21 protein-coding genes are annotated in these 19,663 nt (G+C 69.5%); 11 read left to right on the forward strand and 10 right to left on the reverse strand.

What is annotated here, in order from left to right:
* Positions 1-46: 46 nt before the first annotated feature.
* On the reverse strand, positions 47-1,795 hold the full coding sequence (locus tag ABAZ39_RS01720; protein ID WP_038526104.1) for a putative bifunctional diguanylate cyclase/phosphodiesterase: 1,749 nt from the start codon (positions 1,793-1,795) through the stop codon (positions 47-49).
* A gap of 458 nt (positions 1,796-2,253) precedes the next feature.
* Between ABAZ39_RS01720 and ABAZ39_RS01725 the strand changes: the two genes are divergently transcribed.
* The 4 genes from ABAZ39_RS01725 to ABAZ39_RS01745 all read left to right on the forward strand — a co-directional run bounded on the left by ABAZ39_RS01725 (position 2,254) and on the right by ABAZ39_RS01745 (position 4,859).
* The gene (locus tag ABAZ39_RS01725) at positions 2,254-3,093 is read left to right on the forward strand and encodes a universal stress protein (protein ID WP_038526106.1); all 840 of its coding nucleotides are present in this window, start codon (positions 2,254-2,256) and stop codon (positions 3,091-3,093) included.
* A gap of 136 nt (positions 3,094-3,229) precedes the next feature.
* On the forward strand, positions 3,230-3,637 hold the full coding sequence (locus ABAZ39_RS01735; RefSeq protein ID WP_051657744.1) for a hypothetical protein: 408 nt from the start codon (positions 3,230-3,232) through the stop codon (positions 3,635-3,637).
* 176 nt (positions 3,638-3,813) lie between these two features.
* Positions 3,814-4,368 (forward strand): outer membrane lipoprotein, encoded by a 555-nt coding sequence (locus tag ABAZ39_RS01740; RefSeq protein ID WP_247881604.1) that lies wholly within the window; start codon positions 3,814-3,816, stop codon positions 4,366-4,368.
* A gap of 155 nt (positions 4,369-4,523) precedes the next feature.
* Positions 4,524-4,859, forward strand: coding sequence for a hypothetical protein (locus ABAZ39_RS01745; RefSeq protein WP_038526114.1), 336 nt, complete (start codon positions 4,524-4,526; stop codon positions 4,857-4,859).
* Between the two features lie 482 nt (positions 4,860-5,341).
* On the opposite strand, the gene ABAZ39_RS01750 is transcribed toward ABAZ39_RS01745, so the two are convergent.
* Positions 5,342-6,232: a LysR family transcriptional regulator gene (locus ABAZ39_RS01750; RefSeq protein ID WP_035675533.1), complete on the reverse strand. Its 891-nt coding sequence runs from the start codon at positions 6,230-6,232 to the stop codon at positions 5,342-5,344.
* A 410-nt stretch (positions 6,233-6,642) separates the two neighbouring features.
* Between ABAZ39_RS01750 and ABAZ39_RS01755 the strand changes: the two genes are divergently transcribed.
* Positions 6,643-6,888, forward strand: a complete 246-nt coding sequence (locus ABAZ39_RS01755; RefSeq protein ID WP_014239362.1) for a hypothetical protein — start codon at positions 6,643-6,645, stop codon at positions 6,886-6,888.
* A gap of 27 nt (positions 6,889-6,915) precedes the next feature.
* Here ABAZ39_RS01755 and ABAZ39_RS01760 read toward each other — a convergent pair whose 3' ends face one another.
* Positions 6,916-8,355 carry a DHA2 family efflux MFS transporter permease subunit gene (locus ABAZ39_RS01760; RefSeq protein WP_038530491.1) on the reverse strand — a complete coding sequence of 480 codons (1,440 nt, stop codon included), beginning with the start codon at positions 8,353-8,355 and terminating at the stop codon, positions 6,916-6,918.
* Positions 8,356-8,469: 114 nt separating this feature from the next.
* The gene (locus ABAZ39_RS01765; protein WP_038526117.1) at positions 8,470-9,249 is read right to left on the reverse strand and encodes an enoyl-CoA hydratase-related protein; all 780 of its coding nucleotides are present in this window, start codon (positions 9,247-9,249) and stop codon (positions 8,470-8,472) included.
* 193 nt (positions 9,250-9,442) lie between these two features.
* Here ABAZ39_RS01765 and ABAZ39_RS01770 point away from each other — a divergent pair, with 193 nt between their 5' ends.
* The 3 genes from ABAZ39_RS01770 to ABAZ39_RS01780 all read left to right on the forward strand — a co-directional run bounded on the left by ABAZ39_RS01770 (position 9,443) and on the right by ABAZ39_RS01780 (position 13,119).
* Positions 9,443-11,104: a peptide ABC transporter substrate-binding protein gene (locus ABAZ39_RS01770; RefSeq protein WP_308217001.1), complete on the forward strand. Its 1,662-nt coding sequence runs from the start codon at positions 9,443-9,445 to the stop codon at positions 11,102-11,104.
* A 144-nt stretch (positions 11,105-11,248) separates the two neighbouring features.
* Positions 11,249-12,214: an ABC transporter permease gene (locus ABAZ39_RS01775; protein ID WP_038526122.1), complete on the forward strand. Its 966-nt coding sequence runs from the start codon at positions 11,249-11,251 to the stop codon at positions 12,212-12,214.
* The gene (locus ABAZ39_RS01780; RefSeq protein WP_038526125.1) at positions 12,211-13,119 is read left to right on the forward strand and encodes an ABC transporter permease; all 909 of its coding nucleotides are present in this window, start codon (positions 12,211-12,213) and stop codon (positions 13,117-13,119) included. Before ABAZ39_RS01775 ends, ABAZ39_RS01780 begins: the two co-directional genes overlap by 4 nt.
* A gap of 100 nt (positions 13,120-13,219) precedes the next feature.
* Here the strand turns inward: ABAZ39_RS01780 and ABAZ39_RS01785 are convergent, their stop codons facing one another.
* From ABAZ39_RS01785 to ABAZ39_RS35370, 5 genes are all read right to left on the reverse strand, one after another.
* Positions 13,220-13,684 (reverse strand): protease complex subunit PrcB family protein, encoded by a 465-nt coding sequence (locus tag ABAZ39_RS01785; RefSeq protein WP_038526128.1) that lies wholly within the window; start codon positions 13,682-13,684, stop codon positions 13,220-13,222.
* Between the two features lie 8 nt (positions 13,685-13,692).
* On the reverse strand, positions 13,693-14,313 hold the full coding sequence (locus tag ABAZ39_RS01790) for a glutathione S-transferase family protein (RefSeq protein ID WP_038526131.1): 621 nt from the start codon (positions 14,311-14,313) through the stop codon (positions 13,693-13,695).
* 158 nt (positions 14,314-14,471) lie between these two features.
* Complete coding sequence (gene hemN, locus ABAZ39_RS01795) at positions 14,472-15,878, reverse strand: oxygen-independent coproporphyrinogen III oxidase (RefSeq protein WP_198129045.1); 1,407 nt, start codon at positions 15,876-15,878, stop codon at positions 14,472-14,474.
* Between the two features lie 81 nt (positions 15,879-15,959).
* Positions 15,960-16,385 carry a DUF4112 domain-containing protein gene (locus ABAZ39_RS01800; protein ID WP_051657746.1) on the reverse strand — a complete coding sequence of 142 codons (426 nt, stop codon included), beginning with the start codon at positions 16,383-16,385 and terminating at the stop codon, positions 15,960-15,962.
* Positions 16,386-16,561: 176 nt separating this feature from the next.
* Entirely contained in the window at positions 16,562-16,876 is a 315-nt protein-coding gene (locus ABAZ39_RS35370) for a hypothetical protein (protein ID WP_144243444.1), read from the reverse strand.
* Between ABAZ39_RS35370 and ABAZ39_RS33825 the strand changes: the two genes are divergently transcribed.
* From ABAZ39_RS33825 to ABAZ39_RS01810, 3 genes are all read left to right on the forward strand, one after another.
* A complete protein-coding gene (locus ABAZ39_RS33825) occupies positions 16,869-17,105 on the forward strand; it encodes a hypothetical protein (RefSeq protein ID WP_081862849.1) in 237 nt (78 codons plus the stop codon). The genes ABAZ39_RS35370 and ABAZ39_RS33825 overlap by 8 nt on opposite strands.
* A 138-nt stretch (positions 17,106-17,243) precedes the next feature.
* The gene (locus tag ABAZ39_RS01805; RefSeq protein ID WP_038526134.1) at positions 17,244-18,320 is read left to right on the forward strand and encodes a Tim44 domain-containing protein; all 1,077 of its coding nucleotides are present in this window, start codon (positions 17,244-17,246) and stop codon (positions 18,318-18,320) included.
* Positions 18,321-18,457: 137 nt separating this feature from the next.
* Positions 18,458-19,267 (forward strand): ImuA family protein, encoded by an 810-nt coding sequence (locus tag ABAZ39_RS01810; protein WP_051657747.1) that lies wholly within the window; start codon positions 18,458-18,460, stop codon positions 19,265-19,267.
* An 86-nt stretch (positions 19,268-19,353) separates the two neighbouring features.
* On the opposite strand, the gene ABAZ39_RS36010 is transcribed toward ABAZ39_RS01810, so the two are convergent.
* Complete coding sequence (locus ABAZ39_RS36010) at positions 19,354-19,524, reverse strand: hypothetical protein (protein WP_014239377.1); 171 nt, start codon at positions 19,522-19,524, stop codon at positions 19,354-19,356.
* Between the last annotated feature and the right edge of the window lie 139 nt (positions 19,525-19,663).

Below are 19,663 nucleotides of genomic sequence, written 5' to 3' on the forward strand. Positions count from 1 at the left end.
ACAAGGGGATGCCGCTCCGTTTCCAAAACGGAGCGGCATCAGCCGCTCAGCGCGGCACCTGCCAGGGCAGATGCTCCGCGCCGACCAGTCGGTCGGCGTCGGCGGCGGGCATCGGGCGGGCGAAATGGTAGCCCTGCCCATAGTCGCAGGCGAGCGCGCGCAGCAGGTTGGCGTCGGCGCTCGTCTCGATGCCCTCGGCGATGACGTCGAAGCCGAGGAGCCGCGCCAGATCCATGATGATGCGGACGATGGCGCGGTTCTCCTCCGACTGGTGCATGGCCATGACGAAGGAACGGTCCACCTTCAGGCTGTCGATGGGCAGCTTGTGCAGGTAGGACAGCGACGAATAGCCGGTGCCGAAATCGTCGATGGACATCTTGATGCCCAGCCCGCGCAGGGTCTGCAGCAGGCGGATCGACTGCTCGGCCTTTTCCATGACCGCGCTTTCGGTGATCTCCAGCTTGATCCAGGACGGCTCGGCCCCGGTCTCGCGCAGCACCTCGCGCACCAGCGCGACCATGTCGGGGTCGTTCAGCTGGCGGGTGGACAGGTTGACGCTCATGAACAGGTTGGCGGAGCCGGGCAGGCGCTTGTCCTGCCATTCGGCGATCTGCCGGCACGCCTCGCGCAGCACCCAGGCGCCCAGCGTGACGATCAGGCCGGTGCTCTCGGCGATCGGGATGAAGACGCCGGGGGGGATGTTGCCGCGCTCCGGATGGTTCCAGCGCACCAGCGCCTCGAACCCGGCCAGCCCGCCGGTGACCATCTCGACGATCGGCTGGTAGGCGACCCACAGCTCCTCGCCGCGCTCCAGAGCGCGGCGGAGGTCGTGCTCCAGCCGCACCTGCTCGACGACGCGGGCGTGCATGGCCGGGTCGAACCAGGCGTGGCGCCCGCCGCCCTGCTCACGGGCGCGGCCGGTGGCGATCTCCGCATCGCGCAGCACGTCCTCGGGTCGGGTGTGGGTGTCGCAGGAGGCGGCGACGCCGATGCTGGCCGACAGGAAGACCGAGGCGCCCGACGCCGTCTTGGCCGAGCGGACCAGCGACGCGATGGTGGACAGCCGCTCCTCCACCGCCAGCGGGTCCTGCGTGCCGCCGATCAGCAGCGCGAAGGCGTGGTCGCTGATGCGGGCGATCAGGTCGACCGAGCCGGCCCGCACGCTCAGCCGCGTGGCGACGTCGGTCAGGATCTCGTTGGCGAACCCCTGGCCCAGGCTGGTGCGCACGTCGACGAAGCGGTCGAAATCCACGATCACCACCGTGAAGGGTTCCCCCATCGCGTGGAAATCGGCCATGTGCTTGACCAGCAGGAGCCGGTTCGCCAGCCCCGTCACCGGATCGTAGTAGGCCAGCCGGAAAAGGTCGTCCTGGGTGCGCCGCCGCTCCGTCATGTTCTGCATGATGACGAAATAGCCGGCGATGGAGCCGTCCGGGTCGCGGTAGGGAGCGTGCACCCGCGTCACATAGTCGTTGCCGCCGCCGGACCGGGGAAGCCAGCCCTCCACCTGCACCGTCTCGCCATCGAGCGCGCGTTCAACCGCGGCGCTGTTGTTGCGCAGCGTCTCCGGCCCGAGGATGTCGCCCACCGTGGTCCCGATGAGGGAGTCCAGCGTGCGGCCCATATAGTCCAGATACGCCTGGTTGGCGTAGAGGTGCCGCCGCTGCGTGTCGAGCAGGCCGACCATCGCCGGCATGACGTCGAGAAGTTGCCGCAGGGTGTCGAGCGCCGGAGCCCCGGAAACGGTGCCGGACAGGGCTGAGGCAAGCGAGGCGAGATGAGGGTCCGGCTTCATGGGCGGGAATGGTCGAGACACCGTTGGGAAAACCACGATCAACACTTACGCGAAAGAATGCCCGCCCGTCAAAACCAAAGCCGCCGAAGATGGTGGAAAGCATCGCCCCACTATAATTGCCGAACGACCGGGCCAACCATCATACTCGGGTATTCGTGCAAATCACGGTTGATGTTTTGATGGATGTTGATTGGATTTGTAGCATCGGCGGGGTTCGGGGCCGGCGGGTCGCGTGCCGATCCGCGCCGGACCACGGCAGGTTGCTGGCCTCGCACAGGCCATCGGCGGTTGAATCGTAGGCCCGCGACCGGACCGGACGGGCGCGCAGATGCGGCATGTCAGCGTTCTCCATTCTGACCGTCGTCAGAACCGCCCGCGCCGGGCTATAATTTCGCCCAATGCGCGAGAAGAGGTGGTGCATCACGATCGCCCACCCGCGCGAGCGAGGGAGAATCGCCATGGCACTCAAGGATCTGCTGGTGGTCGTCGACGACACCGACGCCGCAGCGGCGCGAATCGATGCCGCCGCCCAACTGGCCGCGCGCACCGACGGCCACATCACCGGCCTCTACCCCGTCGTCCCGCTGACCCTGCCGGGCTATGTCGAGGCCGAGTTGCCGGACGAGGTGCGGGCCATGCAGCGCGGCTACACCGAGAGCCAGACCGCCAGGGCCGAAGCCCTCTTCGCCGACGCGGTGCGCCGCAACGGCCTGACCGACCGCTCGGAATGGCGGGCGGTCTACGGGCATCCGACGGACAGCGCGGCGCTGCACGGGCGCTACGCCGACGTGCTGGTGGTCGGGCAGGCCGACCCGCACCGCGACCGCGACCGCCCGATCGCGCTGCCGCAGGATCTGGTGTTCGAATGCGGGCGCCCGCTGCTGGTCGTGCCCTACGCCGGCAGCTTCCCCCACATCGGGGAACGCGTTCTGGTCGCCTGGAACGGCAGCCGCGAGGCGGCCCGCGCGGTGGCCGACGCCATGCCCATCCTGACCGCCGCCAAGCGCGTGGTGGTGATGGCCGTCAACCCCAAGGCCGGTCCCGTCGGCATCGGCGACGAACCGGGCGCGGACATCGCCAAGCACCTGTCGCGCCACGGTTGCCGGGTGGAGGCCACCCACATCGTGACCGACCAGATCGATCCGGGCGACACGCTGCTGAACACGGTCGCCGACGAATCCTGCGATCTGCTGGTCATGGGGGCCTATGGGCGGTCGCGGCTGCGCGAGCAGGTGCTGGGCGGCATGACCCGCTACATGCTGGAGCACATGACGGTGCCGGTCCTGATGAGCCATTGAGGCCATTCGGTCGTCCGGGAATAGTCCGGCGAGGGCGCCTGTTCATCCCAGTGTGGCGGCGCCGGACTTCGGCCGATGGGTTCGGTCGATGGACTTCAGTCGACGGGCGCCGCCGGACCTGTGAAGGAAGGCCGGCATGAGCGCGCTGATTCCCACGTTCCTCCACCGCATGCGTCCTTCGGGCGTTGCCGCGGTGTTTCGTCCGGCGGCCCGCGTCGCGGTGCTGGGCATCGCCGGGGCGCTGGCGCTGGCCGTCCTGCCAACGGCCGCGGACGCGCACGGCCCGCGCGACCGCGGGTCCTGGTATGGCGGTCCTCCCTACGGCGGGCCTTCTGTGATCGTGCCGCCGCCGGGAAGCCGGGTGATCGTCGTACCGGGCTATCGCCCGCCGCCGCCCATCGTGGTCGCCCCGCCGCCTTACTGGGGACCGCCGCCCCGCCATCATCACCATCATCGCGGATGGCGGAACGATTGGGGGCCGCGCCCCTATCCGGGGCCGAGCGTGCAGTTCTATGGCGGCTGGTCCGCGGGCCGGGGCTGGTGACGGCCCGGTCCGTTTGAGGCCGGTCTGCTTGGGGCGGGTCCGTCGGGAAAGGGCAGGCTTCCCGTCATCGGCACCGAAGCCACTCATTCTCGCATGGACATCATCCCTTTGCCCGGCCATGCTCGCCGTGGTGGCGCTTGGTTCCAGGCGCCGCGCAGTGCGTGCATGAGGGTGTGATGCTTTTTTCCAATCGAGAAACGGGCGTTCGGCGCGCCCTGAGGCGCGGCTTTGCCGCGGCGATGCTGGGGGTGGTGGCCCTGTCGCTCGGCGCCTGCGCCAGCCAGAGCCAGAACCGTTACAGCTACCGGGACGTCGGCCACGCGACCTCGGTCGAGTTCGGCACCGTGATGGCGACCCGTCCGGTGGATATCCAGGGGCAGAACACGGGGGCCGGCGGGCTGGTCGGCGGCGCTGCCGGCGGGCTGGCGATGTCCAATGTCGGCAAGGGCTCCGGCAACGTGGCGGCGATCCTGGGCGGTGCGCTGGTGGGCGCTGTGGCCGGCGCCGTGGCCGAACAGGCGATCTCGGACCGCACCGGGATCGAGTATGTGGTGACTCTGGCCACCGGCCGCACGATCACCATCGTTCAGGAGCAGGCGACCAACGAGCCGATCTTCGGTCCCGGCCAGCGCGTGATGGTGCAGACGAACGGCACCTACCAGCGTGTCCTGTCCGCCGATCATCTGCCGACCGAGACCAACCGCCCCAAGGGCATCAACGTGGTGGATTGAGGCGGATCGGCCGTGGGCTGATGCCCCGGCACGGGATATCCTCCCGCCTGTTGACCCGAGGGGACGAGGGAAACGGTGTGCGGGAGGATGGTTCGATGAGGGACGGAACGGTCAGGACGGCGGGGTGCCTCCGGACGATTTTGCGGGGTGGTGCCATGGCGTCGGCAGTCCTCATGGGCGCCTGTGCCGGACTGAGCCCGCCACCGCAGGCCGCCCCCGAACCCGGCGCGGTGAGCGCCCTGGACCGGCTGAGCGCGAACCCCTGCAACGGGGCCGTCGCCTCCTCCCTCGCCGGGGTGCGGATACCGGTGTCCGACGTCCGCTATCTCGCCTACGGCCTGTACCGCAACATACCGGGCGACATTGTCGGTTACGATGCCTGGGTGGGCTTGAACAGCCAGCCCGGAGCCGTGGTGGTGCAACTCGACGAATATTGCGCGCCGCGCCAGATCTACGCGCGCGAGGGCGCCCGGCTTCCCGACGCCCGATGACGCGCCGGCGCTCCCGGACAATAAGCTCCCCGGACAATAAGCTCCCCGGACAAAAAAACTGCCGCTAACCCAGTGGGCTAGCGGCGAGTTGAACAGGGAGGCTTCACGTCTGGGAGACGCTGGGTCCGAGGACCCAACCCCGGAAGCGGGCTTCCGGGACGAAACGCCGGATGCTGCGGCGCAACATCCAACGCCCAAGATTTGACCATTCTGCCCAAAGGATTCCATCCCCAAATATCCAATTCGGCCATGCGCGAACCGCATAGCTTGTAAGGGATTGAAGCAACGCGAGAAATTGGCGTGCGGGTGCGTATGGTGCTGAAGGGCAGGTTGCCTCGCACGGAAAACGGCAACCGTATTGCAAAGATGCGGGATGGGTTTCGGTACAATCCGTACAAAAAGAAAGGCGCCCGGCATAGCTGCACGGGCGCCTTTGCATCAAAAACAGGCAAATACCTTGCCTGCACAACGACTGGGCTGGGTCAGAAGGCCGACTCCGCCACCTTCTTCACCAGGAAGTCGCGGAACACCGCGATGCGCTTGGAATGGCGCAGCTCCTCGGCATAGACGAAGTAGGCGTCGACCTTGGGGCCGTCCACGTCCGGCAGGACGCGCGTCAACTCCTTGCTGCCGTCCACCAGGAAATCGGGCAGGGCGGCGATGCCCAGGCCGCTCTCCACGGCGCGGTACATGGCGTAGATGCTGTTGACCTGCAGGATCGGCTTGCGCACGCCCGGCGCCGGATCGCCCACCTCGTTGATCCAGTTGACGTTGGCGATGGGCGCACGGACGTCCGGCGGGTAGGCGACGATATCGTGCCCGTCCAGGTCGGCGGGGATCTTCGGGGCGCCGCGCTTCTTCAGATACTCCTGATGGGCGTAGAGGTGGAAATGCACCGACATCAGGTGGCGCTGGATCAGGTCGGGCTGGCGCGGCGTGTTCATGCGGATGGCGATGTCCGCCTCGCGCATTGCCAGATCCAGCTCGTTGTCGTCGATCAGCAGGGTGAGCTGGATGTCCGGGTAGATCGACAGGAACTCGTTGACGCGCGGGGTCAGCCAGGTCGAGCCGAAGGCCACCGTGGTGGTCACGCGCAGCGGACCCTTCGGATGCTCCCGGCTTTCGGTCAGCATCGCTTCGGTCATCGACAGCTTGGCGAAGACATCGCGGGCGGTGCGGTGCAGAAGCTCGCCCTGCTCGGTCAGGATCAGGCCGCGCGCGTGCCGGTGAAACAGCGGCACGCCGAGGCTCTCCTCCAGCGCGCTGATCTGGCGGCTGACCGCCGACTGGCTGAGGTTCAGCGTCTCGCCGGCGTGCGTGAAACTTCCAGCCTCGGCCACGGCGTGGAAGACCCGAAGCTTGTCCCAGTCCATCATGCCTGTCTTGCTGCCCGCGCCCTGGCGGGGAGCCTCCCGTTCATTCTTGAAGACGGCGCATAGCCGCCATGCTCATTTATACCGGGAACGCGCGGCGAACGCACCCCCAACCAAAGGCCCACCGCACGAAAAAGAGCCAAGCTTGGTAAGAATTTTCCTTTGTGCTGCGAAGAGCGCACATTTGTTTATCCCGCATTGTGGGATTTTTACCTTTTCCGCAACCGAAGGACGACTTCGCCGCGCTGGATTTGCTCGGAGGACAATCGAGGACCGGCGCGGCAGCCGGAGACTCGGGGTCGGCGTATCCCCCTTGTTGCGGCGGGGCTTCCCCCCTTGCGCCGTTGCACAGGCCGACAGACGGGCCGCTAATCGGGTCTGACGCGGATTTGGGAAGGAGGGGGTTCCGAATGCCCGATCAGCATCAGCCGGCGCTTACCCGCGATCAGGTGATCGACATCTGCGGGCGCCTGGACGACATGCGCATCGCCAGCATCATCGGCACGGGCGCGACGCCCGCCGAATTGATGGAGGCCACCAGCTGGACCGGCGCCGACGATTACATGGGGGAGGCGACGCGGCATCCCCCCTCGGGCCGGGTCGCCCGGCTCCTGGAGCTTCTCAAGGCCGACGAGCCGGACTGGGAAGACCGCTGATCCGGCTGCCTTTGATCCGGCGGGGCTTCAGTCGGCCGCTTCGAGCGCGCGCGGCGGCTCCTTGGCCCGCGCGCGGGCGCGGTGGCCGCTGATCTCGGCACCGGCGTCGGGCGGCAGCCGCAGGAAGAACAGGGCCGACACGCAGGCCATCCCCCCGACCGTCAGGAAGGCCGGCACGAAGTCGGTGGGGGTCAGCGCGGCGCCGGGGCCGCCGGTGACGCTCTGCGTCAGGTGCAGCACCGTCGCCCCGACCGCGACGCCCAGGCTGAGAGAGACCTGCTGCATCACGCTGGCCAGCGTGTTGGCGCGGCTCAGACACTCCTTGGGCACCTCGGCGTAGGCCAGGCTGTTCAGGCCGGTGAACTGCAGCGAGCGGAAGAAGCCGCCCATCAGCAGCGCGCCCAGGATGACCCAATGCGCCGTCTCGGGCCGGAAGGCGGCGTAGCTCGCCAGGATCAGGCCGCTGAGCAGCGCGTTGGCGGTCAGCACCCGGCGGAAGCCCAGCCGGCGCAGGATCGGCCCGGCCAGCGCCTTCATGGTCAGCGCCCCGGCGGCTCCGGCGAAGGTCAGCGCGCCGGACTCGAAGGGCGTGCGCCCGAAGCCGACTTGGAGCATCAGCGGCATCAGGAAGGGCACGGCGCCGATGCCGATGCGGAACAGCGTGCCGCCCATGACCGAGGCGAAGTAGGTCGGCAGCCGCAGCAGCGAGGGATCGAGCACCGGCCGTTCCATCCCGCGGGCATGGCGCAGGTAGAGCCACGCGGCGGCGAAGCCCAGCCCCAGCACCCCGGCGACCGCGACGGGCGGCAGCACGCCGCGGCCGACATTCTCCAGCCCGAACATCAGCGCGGCCAGGGCCAGCGCGCTCAGCATGAAGCCGCGGCCATCGAAGGGGTCGCGCTCGGTCTCGCGCACGTTGGGGATCAGGGTCAGCACCAGCGCGATCCCGATCAGCCCGATCGGCACGTTGATGTAGAAGATCCAGCGCCAGGAGGCGTAGGTGGCGATGAAGCCGCCGACCAGGGGCCCCAGCGCCGGGCCGATCAGCGCCGGCAGGGTCATCTGGGCCATGGCGGCGACCAGCTTCTCCTTGGGCACCGTCTTCAGCAGGATCAGCCGTCCGACCGGCACCATCATCGCCCCGCCCAGCCCCTGGACGATGCGCGCGCCCACCAGCTCGTACAGCCCGTCCGCCTGGCCGCAGAGGATCGAGCCGACAGTGAACACCCCGATGGCCGCCGCGAAGACCGTCCGCGTGCCGTAGCGGTCGGCCATCCAGCCGCTGACCGGCAGGAACACCGCCAGCGCCAGCATGTAGGAGGTCATGGCGAGGCTGAGGCGCAGCGGATCCTCGCCCATCGACCGTGCGATCTCCGGCAGCGCGGTGGCGATCACCGTCGCGTCCAGATTCTCCATGAACAGGGCGCAGGCGATGATGAAGGGAATGAAGCGGGTGGCGCGGGGCATGGCGGGAGGCATAGCGGGAATGGGGCGGTGGGACGGGGGGTACAACCTTCCCAATCTGGACTTCCCCCGTCCGGAAACCATCGCTATGGGGTGAACCCTGGCATGCGCGGGCGCTCACCGCCCCTTGAAGACCGGCTTGCGTTTCTCCAGGAACGCCCGGTAGCCCTCGCGGAAATCCTCCGTGCCGAAGCAGTGGTAGCATTCGGCGATCTCCGCCTCCGACAGCGGGGCGGGGTCGGACAGGCGGCGGACGAACTGCTTGTGCAGCCGGGCGGCCAGTGGGGCGCCCCCGGCGATGCGTTCGCAGGTCGCGGCGATTTCCTCCTCGAAGGCGTCGTCGGCGACGAGGCGGTGGACCAGCCGCTTGTCCTTGGCCTCCTCCGCGCCGAAGACTCGGCCCTCCAGCAGGATCTCCAGAGCCGCCGGGCCGCCCGCGATGTCGTGGAGCAGCTTCAGCTCGGGCAGCGCCATGGAGATGCCGAGCCGGCTGACCGGCACGCCGAAGCGGCTGCCCGCCGTGCAGACCCGCAGGTCGCAGGCCAGCGCCACGGCCAGCCCGATGCCGCAGCAGGCGCCCTGGATGGCCGCCAGCGTCGGGTGCGGCAACTCGCGCAGCAGGGCCAGCCCCTCGTCCATCAGCACGCCGTAATCGGCGCCCTGCTCGGGGCTGTTGCGCTCCGTCTCGAATTCGGAGATGTCGGCGCCGGGGCTGAAGGCCCGTCCGCCGGCCCCGCGCAACACCACCGCGCGCACCGTGTCGTCGGCGCCGAGCCGGCGCAGCAGCGGGATCAGCGCCTGCCACATCGGCTTGTCGAAGGCGTTCAGCTTGTCGGGGTTGCTGAGGGTCAGCGTGGCGACGACGCCGTCGCGGCTCAGGGTCACGGTGCCGGCCATGGCCTGTCGGGCTCCCCATCCATTCGGTTGCGTATGGGGCAGACCACAAACACCGGCGGCCCCGATCCGTCAAGGGCTTCCCTAAAGCCGCATCGGCGCTGGACCACGGGGCCGCGGGTCCCCATAGTTCGTAGCCGGGACTTCACCGGACGGAGATGACGCCGCGATGCGAACGGGATTGGCGCGAACGGGATTGGCCGCTTTCACCCTGGCCGCCGCTCTGGGCGCCCCCACCATCGCCACCCCGGCGCTGGCGGCGAAGGACGAGCTGGTGATCGGCATGACCCAGTTCCCGTCCAACTGGCACCCCTCCATGGAAGCGATGATGGCGAAGAGCTACGTCCTGTCCATGGCGCGCCGGCCCTTCACCGCCTACGATCCCGACTGGCGGCTGACCTGCCTGCTCTGCACCGAGCTGCCGGCGCTGGACAAGGGCACCGCGGAGGTCGAGACGCGGGCCGACGGCAAGAAGGGCATCAAGGTCACCTACACCATCAACCCCAAGGCGACCTGGGGCGACGGCACACCGGTGACGACCGAGGACGTGCTGTTCACCTGGACGGTGGGCAAGCACCCGCAGAGCGGTTACAGCAACTTCGACCTGTTCGCCCGCGACATCGTGGCGATCGACGCCAAGGACGAGCGCACCTTCACCATCCACCGCGACAAGGCGGTGTGCAGCTACGCCGAGATCAACGACTTCGAGATCCTGCCCGCCCATCTGGAGCGCCCGGTGTTCGAGGCCGACCCGGCGACCTACCGCAACCGCTCCAAGTACGAGACGGACACGACAAATCCCGGCCTGTGGTTCGGCCCCTACCGCATCGCCCAGGTCGAGCCGGGCAGCCATGTGGTGCTGGAGCCCAACCCGACCTGGTGGGGGGCGAAGCCGACCTTCAAGCGGGTGATCGTGAAGTCCATCGAGAACACCGCCGCGCTGGAGGCCAACCTGCTGGCCGGGCAGGTCGACATGGTGCCGGGGGAGACCGGCCTGCCGCTCGACCAGGTGCTCGCCTTCGAGAAGCGGCACGGCAGCCGCTACAACGTCTTCTACAAGCCGGGCCTGTTTTTCGAGCATGTCGAGCTGAACCTCGACAACCCGGCGCTGGCCGATGTGCGGGTGCGCCGGGCGCTGCTCCACGCCATCGACCGCGAGGCGATCTCCAAGCAGCTCTACGACGGCCGCCAGCCGGTCGCCCACAACGAGATCAGCCCGCTCGACCGCGTGCACGCGCCGGGCTACCCGACCTACGCCTTCGACCCGGCGCTGGCCGGCAAGCTGCTGGACGAGGCGGGCTGGAGCGAGCGACGCGCCGGGGTGCGCCACAACGCCAAGGGGGAGCGGCTGTCGCTGGAGATCATGACGACCGCCGGCAACCGCTCCCGCGAGGTGCTGCAGCAGGTGCTCCAGGCGCAGTGGCGGCAGGCCGGGGTGGAGGTTCGCATCGTCAACGAGCCGGCCCGCGTCCTGTTCGGCGACACGCTGGAGAAGCGCCGCTTCAAGTCGATGGCGCTGTTCGCCTGGATCAGCGCGCCGGAGAACATCCCGCGCACCATCCTGCATTCCAGCATGATCCCGACGGAGGCCAACAACTGGGCGGGCCAGAACTACACCGGCTACAGGAACCCGGAGATGGACAAGGTTCTGGAAGACCTGGAGCATGTCTGCGAGCCCGACGCCAACCGCGCGCTGTGGGCGAAGCTGCAGACGCTCTACGCCCAGGACCTGCCGAACCTGCCGCTGTTCTTCCGCGCCGACCCGTTCATCCTGCCACCCTGGCTGGAGGGCGTGGTGCCGACCGGGCATCTGGATTCCAGCACGCTGTGGATCGAGACGTGGAAGGCGAAGGAGTGAGGGTGTCGCGGGTGGTTGCCCCCACCCTCCCACGCTTGCGCGTGGGTCCCTCCCTCCCCCGCTTCGCGGGAGAGGGAAAGTTGGCCCCCTCTCCCGCGAAGCGGGGGAGGGCTGGGGAGGGGGCAATGTGACCATGACACGCCCATGACCCGCTTCCTCGCCTCCCGGCTGCTCCAGGCGCTGGTCGTCCTGCTGCTGATGAGCTTCGTCATCACCGTCCTGATGACGCTGATGCCGGGCGATCCGGTGGACATGATGCTGGCCGGCAACCCGCGCGCCACCCCCGCCGACGTGGCGCGGCTGAAGGCGCTCTACGGTCTCGACAAGCCATTGCTGGACCGTTACTGGCATTGGCTCCAGGCGGCGCTGATGGGGGATTTCGGCTTCTCCCGGCTCTACGCGCAGCCGGTGCTGACGATCCTGCTGCCGCGGCTGGGCAACACGCTGCTGCTGCTCGGGGCGGCGATGGCGCTGACCCTGGCGGTGGCGCTGCCGCTCGGCGTCTACGCGGCGCGGCGGCCCTACGGCTGGGCGGACAACGCCATCAACCTGTTCTGCTTCGCCGGCATTTCCGTCCCGGCCTTCTGGCTGGCGCTGCTGCTGATCCTGCTCTTCGCGGTGGAACTGCAATGGCTGCCGGCCTCCGGCCTCGGCCCGGTGGGCGGGGAGGGCTGGTGGGAGCGGCTGCCTTATCTCGTGCTGCCGGTGGCCTCGTTGACGCTGGCGAGCATCGGCGGCTACACGCGCTACGTCCGCGCCGCGATGATGGGGGAGCTTCGCCAGGATTACGTCCGCACCGCCCGCGCAAAGGGGCTGGGGGAGGGGCGGGTGGTCTGGCGCCACGCGCTGCGCAACGCGACCATCCCCATCGTGACCATCGTGGCGCTGGAGTTCGGCGCCCTCTTCTCCGGCGCGCTGGTGACCGAGACGATGTTCGCCTGGCCGGGCATGGGCAAGCTGATCTACGACAGCATCATGGGCAACGACCTGAACGTGGCGCTGGTGGCGCTGCTCTTCGCCACGCTGACGACGCTGGCCGGCAACCTGCTGGCCGACGCCGCCTACGCGGGACTGGACCCGCGCATCTCCTTCAAGGGGGACGGGGCGTGAGGGCCGGGCGCTTGAAGGCCGGGCGCTTCCTGCGGCGCTTCGCCCGCCACCGGCTGGCGGTGGTCAGTGCCTTGCTTCTGCTGGTGCTGGCCGTCGCCGCGGCGGCCGCACCCTGGGTGGAGCACTGGCTGGGGGTGGAATCCACGGGCATCAGCCTGCTCGACCGCTTCGGCCCGCCCTCGGCCCTGCACCCGCTGGGCACCGACGAGCTTGGGCGCGACGTGCTGGTGCGGCTGCTCTACGGCGGGCGGGTGTCGCTGTTCGTCGGCGTGGCGGCGGCGCTGGCCTCCGCCGTCATCGGCACGGGGATCGGGCTGCTGGCCGGCTATTTCGGCGGGCGGCTCGACGATCTGCTGATGCGCGTTACCGACGGGCTGATCGCGCTGCCGCTGCTGCCGCTGCTGATCGTGCTGGGCGCCATCGACCTGACGCGGCTGGGCATTCCGCCGGAGGTGGCGGGATCGGAGGACGCCAGCCTGCTGCGCATCGTTGTTCTGGTGGCGCTGTTTGGCTGGACGACGGTGGCGCGGCTGGTGCGCGGGGCCACCCTGTCGGCGCGGCGGCGCGACTATGTGCGGGCGGCAGTGGCGATGGGGGCGGGCAGCCGCCGCATCATGCTGACCCACATTCTGCCGAACGTCGCCGCCCCCGCCGTGGTGGCGACGACGCTAACGGTCGGCAACGTGATCCTGCTGGAGTCGGTGCTGAGCTTCCTGGGTCTTGGCATCCAGCCGCCGCTGCCCTCCTGGGGCAACATGCTGACCAACGCGCAGGAGCTGGTGGGGACGGCGCCGCTGCTGGCGGTGTGGCCGGGGCTGTTGATCTTCCTGACGGTCATCGCCGTCAACCTGCTGGGCGACGGGCTGCAGGACGCGCTGGACCCGCGGGTGGTGGGGAAGCGGTAGTCGTTGGTGCCCCCTCCCTAACCCTCCCCCGCTGACGCAGGGGAGGGAAGGGGCCCGCGGCGAAGCCGTGGGAAGGGTGGGGGCAACGGCAAGCGCCCCCTCACTTCTCCCTTTGAAACTTCGCCGCCCCGGCCGCCATCGGGATCAGCCGCACCGCATAAGGCGACGTCTGCATCTGCGCCACCGCCTGGGCCGGACCCGGAACGCGCTCGCGGTACCCAACGACCACATCGCCGCCCGCCGCCCGCGCGCTGACGATGGACACGCCGTAGCCGCCGGTGTCGCGCGGGCCGAGGAAGACCGCCGCGGCCATGCGGTCGCCGGGCAGGGGACCCGGCGCTGCCTCGCCGACGCGGGCCCAGAGATCGTTCCACTCCTGCGGGTTGCGCGCGACCACATAGGCGCGCTCGTAGGCCTGGCTGCGGTCGCCCTGCCAATAGGTGCCGGGATCGGCGTCGGCGGGGAGCAGGGCCTGCGGCTCCGCCCCGTCCGGTGCGGTCTGGCAGGCGCCGAGAAGGGGAAGCGTGACGGCGAGGGCGAGAAGCGCGGCGGTGGGGCGGGGCATGCGGCGGCTCACTCCGGCACCGCCATGCCGCGCTTGACCGCCGGGCGTTCCGCGACCGCGGCGTGCCAGCGCTTCAGGTTGGGGTAGCGGTCCAGCACGTTGCCCTCCGCCTTGGCGGCCACGGCGACGAAGGGGAAGCAGGCGATGTCGGCGATGGAGTAGGCGCCGCCGGCCAGATAATCCGACCCGCCCAGACGCTCCTCCATTGCGGCGTGGATGCGCTGCAGCTCGCCTTTGAAATAGTCGATGGCGTAGGGGATCTTCTCCGGCGCCATGACGGCGAAGCGGAACTTGCTCAAGCCCGAGGGGCCGAGGTCGCTGACGCCCAGCATCAGCCAGCTCAGCGCCTCCGCCCGCTCATCCTCGTCCTCGGGCAGCAGGCGGCCGGTGCGCTCCGCGTAGTGCAGCAGGATGGCCCCCGAGCCGAACAGGCGCCGCCTCTTGCCGCCGGGAAGTTCCTCGACGACGGCCGGAATCTTGCCGATCGGGCTGACCGCCAGATAGTCGGGCTGACGGCCTTCGCCGGCCACGAGGTCGACCTTGTGGACCTTGTAGGTGAGACCCAGCTCTTCCAGCAGGATCGAAGCCTTTTGCCCGTTCGGCGAGGCGAAGGTGTAGAGCGTGATCATCGGTGCCCGTCCCTGGAGCCTGTTCCTTTGCCGCGTCCGCAAAGATGTTCAACAGGCGCCAGTTTCGCCGATTTGCGCGCGGAAGGCCAGAGGCAGGAAAAAGCGTCCTTTTTCCTGCCGATCACATCCTTTTCCTGCCGGTCACAAGAGCATCACGCTCACACCGCGCGGCTGTGCTTCCCGGCGCCGGTGGACAGGTAGGTGTCGAAGCGCGCGGCGACGATGCGCATCAGCGGGCGGGCGGGCTCCGGCACATGGACGCGGCGGCCCTCCACCACGGCGACCCCGTCGGCCACCAGATCGGCCATGGCCTCCAGGTCGGCGTCGAAGGTCCCGGCGGCCAGCCCATGGGCCTCGGCCACCGCGCCGACGTCCACCGACAGGTCGCACATCAGCCGCACGATCAGGTCGCGGCGCAGCCGGTCGTCGGCGGTCAGCGTCAGCCCCTTACCGGTCGGGAACCGTCCGGCCTCGACGGCCTGGGCGTATTGGTCGAAGGGAACGGCGTTCTGCACATAGCCCTGCGGCAGCGCCCCGATGGAGGAGGCGCCGAAGCCCAGAAGCACCTCCGCGTCGTCGGTCGTGTAGCCCTGGAAGTTGCGGCTGAGCCGCCCTTCGCTCTGCTGCACGGCCAGCTCGTCGTCGGGCCGGGCGAAGTGGTCGAGGCCGATGGGCTGGAAGCCGGCGTCGGTCAGAACCCCGGCGATGGCCGCGAACTGCTCCCAACGGCCGAGCGTGCCGGCGAGCGCCGACTCGTCGATCTTCTTCTGGTGCGTCTTCATCCACGGCACATGGGCGTAGCCGAAGACCGACAGCCGGTCCGGCGCCATGGTCAGGGCGATCTCGGCGGACCGCGCGACGCTCTCCACCGACTGGCCGGGCAGGCCGTACATCAGGTCGAGGTTGATGTGGCGGATGCCGTTGGCGCGCAGCCATTCCAGCGTCTGCTCGGTCTGCTCCCGCGGCTGGATGCGGTTGATGGCCGCCTGCACCGAAGCGTCGAAGTCCTGCACGCCGAGCGAGGCGCGGTTGACCCCGGCGCGGCCCAGCGCCTCGGCCATCGCACGGGTCAGGGTGCGCGGGTCGATCTCCACCGCGATCTCCGCGTCCGGCGTCACGTCGTAACGCTCGCGCAGCAGGGCGATCAGCGATTCGAAGTCGTCCGGCGCCATCATGGTCGGGGTGCCGCCGCCGAAATGGATGTGCCGCACCCGCAGCCGTCCGGATATGCGGTCGGCGACCATGCCGACTTCGCGCCGCAGATGGCCGAGATACTCGGCGATGGGGGCGTAGCGGGCGACGATCTTGGTGTGGCAGCCGCAGTACCAGCACATCTTCGCGCAGAAGGGCACGTGCAGGTACAGCGACCCCGTGTGGGCCGCCGTGTCCAGCTCCGCCAGCCAGTCCGCGTAGCGCTCCGCCCCCACGGCGGCGGTGAAGTGCGGCGCCGTCGGGTAGCTGGTGTAGCGGGGCACCCGCAGCCCATCGTACTTGGCCAGCAGGGCGGCGTTCAGCGGGGCGGTCGGGGCGGCGGTGGCGCAGGCCACGGGGGAGATCGCGTTCATGGCGGGGAGGATCGTGCAGACCGCCGTCCGCCGCTTTGACACAAGTCAAGCGTTCGAACGCCCGCCCGTCCGGCCGGCCCGTCAGTGGTGTGCGGCCAGCCGGTTCTCCAGATGCTCCAGCAGCAGGTTCAGGTTGCGGCGGTTGGCCTTGAAGCCGATGTCGAAGAGGGCGCCGACCACCGGAACCGAACCGCCGGCCCAATCCACCGCCATGTTGGCGATCATCCGGGCGATCAGGCTTTTCGGAAGGTCGAAGCGGGCGGCCTCCATGATGATGTAGGCGGCCACCACGGTGGTCGCCGTGCTGCCGGCGACCGGGACCAGCGCGGCGATGCCGTCCAGCCCGACGGGGATGCGCGTGCCGGGAACGCGCCAGCGCGTGTCCATCAGCCGGGTCAGCCGGCGCAGCCGCTCCAGCCGTTCCAGATCGATGGAGATGACCGGCGGCGCCGTGGCGACGCCCGAGAGGGTGGTGGCGGGCGCGGGACGCGTGCGGATGTCGCTCATGGGGCTTCACCGGAGCAGGAGAGCCGCCGTGGGGAGCCGCCGGCGGAGGAAGCCGTGGGCGGTGCCGGTCGGGCGTGTCGGGTTGAGCAACCCGCGGCTGTCCCCGGCGGTTCCCGGCCTATCTCCATCGGGTGTCCGGCACCACGGACGCGCTCACGGCCCGGGTGGAGCCGTCGTCATACGGATGATCGGGCGGACGCAGGGTCATCGTCCGAACGGAGAGGGGGGTTGACGACCGGATGCGGCGAATGGACGCGCAGTCCGGATTTGCGGAAGCCAAGCAATTGTTGTTTCGACGATTTTTCCAGAATCGCCGGATTTTCAGACGGCCATATGCCGAAGGCATCTCTGGTCTGGGGCGTCCCAAGGCACAACAATGGTGCGCGCAGGTCGAGACTTAAGACCGAAAAGAACCGAACGGGCACCCGCTCCACAGGGTGATGGGCGGGGCACCAGTCATCGGAAAAAACAGGGAGGATCATCATGACCACGCTTTATTGCGCCTGCTGCGGACAGCCGTTCCGCCGCAGCTCGCCGCGCGGGCCGGCGCCGCTCTACTGCTCGCGCGATTGTCGCCGCCAGATCGAGGTCCGCCGCCGCGTCTGGGCGTCGCTGCGGGCAGCGGAACAGACGGGCGCCGCACCGCTGACGCCGGTGGTTCCGGCCGGTGCGGGGTCTTTCCATAGGGTGGAAATCGTGTGGGAGCGCGCCTCCGCCTGATCGGACGCCGCACGCGGTTTGCGTATTTTTTGGCCGGTTTGGTTGTGGTCCCTCTAAAACAGCAGGGCAGCCATACCATATAGGAGGACGCTACATGAGTGAGCGTCCCCCGAACCGAGGGCTTTACCGAACACGGCCATGACCCAGAAAACGCGATCCCCCCGCACCGTTTCCCGCACTCCGGCCCGCGCCTTCGGCGCCGTCGCTCTGGCGCTGGCCGTGGCGCTGACCGCCGGTACCGCCGACGCCCGCGCCGGCAAGAGCAGCTCCGCGGGCAGCCGCGGCTCGCGCACCTACGAGGCGCCGGCCCAGACCAACACCGCGCCGCGCGCCGCCCCGATGGAGCGCTCGGCCGCCCCCGCCCAGACGCCGGGCGCCCAGCAGCCGGGCATGCAGCAGCCGGGCATGGCCAACCCGGCAGCGGCGCAGCGCGGCGGCTTCTTCTCGCGCGGCGGCTTCATGCCGGCCCTGATGGGCGGCCTGATCGGCGCCGGCATCGCCGGCATGCTGTTCGGCGGCGGCTTCCTCGACGGGCTGGGCAGCTTCGCGGGCATCCTGGGCTTCATCCTCCAGATCCTGCTGGTCGTCTTCTTGGTCCGTCTGGCCATGCGCTTCTTCCGCAACCGTTCGGCGGGAGCGGCGCGGCCGGCGGGCATGGGCGCTTCCAACGCCGCCTATGCCGGCCCGAATCCGGGCACGATGAACCGCGAGGCGGTGGACGCGCGCTCGAACCCGCTGGGTGGTGGCGCTCGCGGCAGCGCCGCTGCGGGTCCGGCTTCTTCCGGCCGTCCGGGCGTGCGCCGTGACGACCTGGGCATCGGCCCGGCCGACTATCAGGCGTTCGAGCAGACGCTGGTCGCGGTCCAGACCGCCTACGGCAACGAGGACCAAACGGCCCTGCGCAGCGCCGTGACGCCGGAGATGGCCTCCTACTTCACCGAAGAACTGGCGGCCAACCACAACCGTGGCGTGGTCAACCGTCTGTCCGACGTCCGCCTGCTCCAGGGCGACCTGGCCGAGGCGTGGCGCGAGGGCAACGCGGAATACGCCACCGTGGCGATGCGCTTCTCGCTGACCGACGTGACGGTGGACCGCGCGAGCAACCGCGTGGTCGAGGGCGACCCGAACCGTCCGGTCGAAGCCACGGAAATCTGGACCTTCACCCGTCCGCGCGGCGGGCGCTGGGTCCTGTCGGCGATCCAACAGGCCGGCTGATCCACTCTCCACTCCTCAACCGGTCTCGCGGGGGGGCGTCCGAAAGGGCGCCCCCTTTCGCATTTCCGGACTCCCCTGGGCAGATGGGGCATGATAGAACATATCAGGAACAAATACCTGCTCAGCGGAAGCAAGTCATGCCCGAACTTCCTGTGCCTGGGTCCTGCACCGAAGCGCCCCCGCCGGACCGGGCGGCGGTTCTGGCCGATCTGCGCGCCCGCATCCGGGGCCTGGAAGGGCTGGGCGGGGAGGGGGCGCGGGTGCTGCCCTTCGGCCTGCCGGATCTCGACGGAGCCTTTCCGGCGGACGGTCTCCCGCTCGGCTGTCTGCACGAGGTGGCGGGGGAGGAGCCGGGGGCCGGGACGGCCTTCGCCGCGCATCTGCTGGCGCGCCTCGCCAGCGCGGCGGCGCCCGCGCTGTGGGTCGTGCGCGGGCGCGATCTGCACGCCGCCGGGCTGGCCGCCTATGGGCTGACGCCCGACCGGCTGATCGCCGTGCGCGCGACCCGCGACACCGACGCCCTGTGGGCGATGGAGGAGGCGCTGCGCTGCAAGCGGCTGTCCGCCGTGTTGGGGGAGGTCGGCGGGCTGGACCTGACGGCGAGCCGCCGGCTGCAACTGGCCGCCGAGTCGTCGGGTGTGACGGGATTCCTGTTGCAGAGCGCCACCCGCCGCTCGGCGGCGAGCGCGGCGGTCACCCGCTGGCGGATCGCGCCGGCACACAGTTGGACGGCGGAGCCGGGCGTCGGCGATCCGCGCTGGCGCGCCGAGCTGGAGCGCTGCCGGGGCGGTCGCCTGGGGTCGTGGCTTCTGGAATGGCGTGACGGTGCCCTGGTCCCGGCGCAAGCACCGGAGCAGGCCGTTCCCGCGCCGGCATCCACGTCCACCCCGGTTCGGCGTCCGGCTCCGGCGGGCGGACACGGACCGTCCTGGGCCGAGGTGGCGTGATGCGGACGGAAGGACGGGCGGTGATGTCGTTTACACGACAGCCGTTCGAGATGTCGCTTATGCGACAGCCACCCGTCGTTTTCCGGTCAGTAGTTGGTGGCCCAGTCGGGCAGGGGATGCCCGGTCTCGGTATCCGGATCGGCGTCGGGCGGAAAGGGCGCGTCGTCCGCGTAGAGCGGCAGTTGCCGGGCGAATTCGGCCGATTCCTGAGCCCGGCGTTGCTCCAGCAAGCGGGCGGCCAAATGAGCGGGCAGCATGGCAAGCCTCCTTCTGAGCGTCGGGAGAGCCTGGGGAGCGGTCCTGTCGGCCGCCCTCGGCCCAACCCGTCCTGTGTGTCTGGACGCTATCATGCAAGGTCCAGGCCTCTAAGTGATGCAGATCACGCGTTATGCAAAC

The organism is Azospirillum argentinense (assembly GCF_000632475.1).
Classification (GTDB): Bacteria; Pseudomonadota; Alphaproteobacteria; order Azospirillales; family Azospirillaceae; genus Azospirillum; species Azospirillum baldaniorum.

What these genes read in the sequence shown, in the direction of transcription:
- ABAZ39_RS01720 (WP_038526104.1), bottom strand. Translation starts at nt 1,795, where the DNA reads ATGAAGCCGGACCCTCATCTCGCCTCGCTTGCCTCAGCCCTGTCCGGC.
- ABAZ39_RS01725 (WP_038526106.1), top strand. Translation starts at nt 2,254, where the DNA reads ATGGCACTCAAGGATCTGCTGGTGGTCGTCGACGACACCGACGCCGCA.
- ABAZ39_RS01735 (WP_051657744.1), top strand. Translation starts at nt 3,230, where the DNA reads ATGAGCGCGCTGATTCCCACGTTCCTCCACCGCATGCGTCCTTCGGGC.
- ABAZ39_RS01740 (WP_247881604.1), top strand. Translation starts at nt 3,814, where the DNA reads ATGCTTTTTTCCAATCGAGAAACGGGCGTTCGGCGCGCCCTGAGGCGC.
- ABAZ39_RS01745 (WP_038526114.1), top strand. Translation starts at nt 4,524, where the DNA reads ATGGCGTCGGCAGTCCTCATGGGCGCCTGTGCCGGACTGAGCCCGCCA.
- ABAZ39_RS01750 (WP_035675533.1), bottom strand. Translation starts at nt 6,232, where the DNA reads ATGGACTGGGACAAGCTTCGGGTCTTCCACGCCGTGGCCGAGGCTGGA.
- ABAZ39_RS01755 (WP_014239362.1), top strand. Translation starts at nt 6,643, where the DNA reads ATGCCCGATCAGCATCAGCCGGCGCTTACCCGCGATCAGGTGATCGAC.
- ABAZ39_RS01760 (WP_038530491.1), bottom strand. Translation starts at nt 8,355, where the DNA reads ATGCCCCGCGCCACCCGCTTCATTCCCTTCATCATCGCCTGCGCCCTG.
- ABAZ39_RS01765 (WP_038526117.1), bottom strand. Translation starts at nt 9,249, where the DNA reads ATGGCCGGCACCGTGACCCTGAGCCGCGACGGCGTCGTCGCCACGCTG.
- ABAZ39_RS01775 (WP_038526122.1), top strand. Translation starts at nt 11,249, where the DNA reads ATGACCCGCTTCCTCGCCTCCCGGCTGCTCCAGGCGCTGGTCGTCCTG.
- ABAZ39_RS01785 (WP_038526128.1), bottom strand. Translation starts at nt 13,684, where the DNA reads ATGCCCCGCCCCACCGCCGCGCTTCTCGCCCTCGCCGTCACGCTTCCC.
- ABAZ39_RS01790 (WP_038526131.1), bottom strand. Translation starts at nt 14,313, where the DNA reads ATGATCACGCTCTACACCTTCGCCTCGCCGAACGGGCAAAAGGCTTCG.
- hemN (WP_198129045.1), bottom strand. Translation starts at nt 15,878, where the DNA reads ATGAACGCGATCTCCCCCGTGGCCTGCGCCACCGCCGCCCCGACCGCC.
- ABAZ39_RS01800 (WP_051657746.1), bottom strand. Translation starts at nt 16,385, where the DNA reads ATGAGCGACATCCGCACGCGTCCCGCGCCCGCCACCACCCTCTCGGGC.
- ABAZ39_RS33825 (WP_081862849.1), top strand. Translation starts at nt 16,869, where the DNA reads ATGACCACGCTTTATTGCGCCTGCTGCGGACAGCCGTTCCGCCGCAGC.
- ABAZ39_RS01805 (WP_038526134.1), top strand. Translation starts at nt 17,244, where the DNA reads ATGACCCAGAAAACGCGATCCCCCCGCACCGTTTCCCGCACTCCGGCC.
- ABAZ39_RS01810 (WP_051657747.1), top strand. Translation starts at nt 18,458, where the DNA reads ATGCCCGAACTTCCTGTGCCTGGGTCCTGCACCGAAGCGCCCCCGCCG.
- ABAZ39_RS36010 (WP_014239377.1), bottom strand. Translation starts at nt 19,524, where the DNA reads ATGCTGCCCGCTCATTTGGCCGCCCGCTTGCTGGAGCAACGCCGGGCT.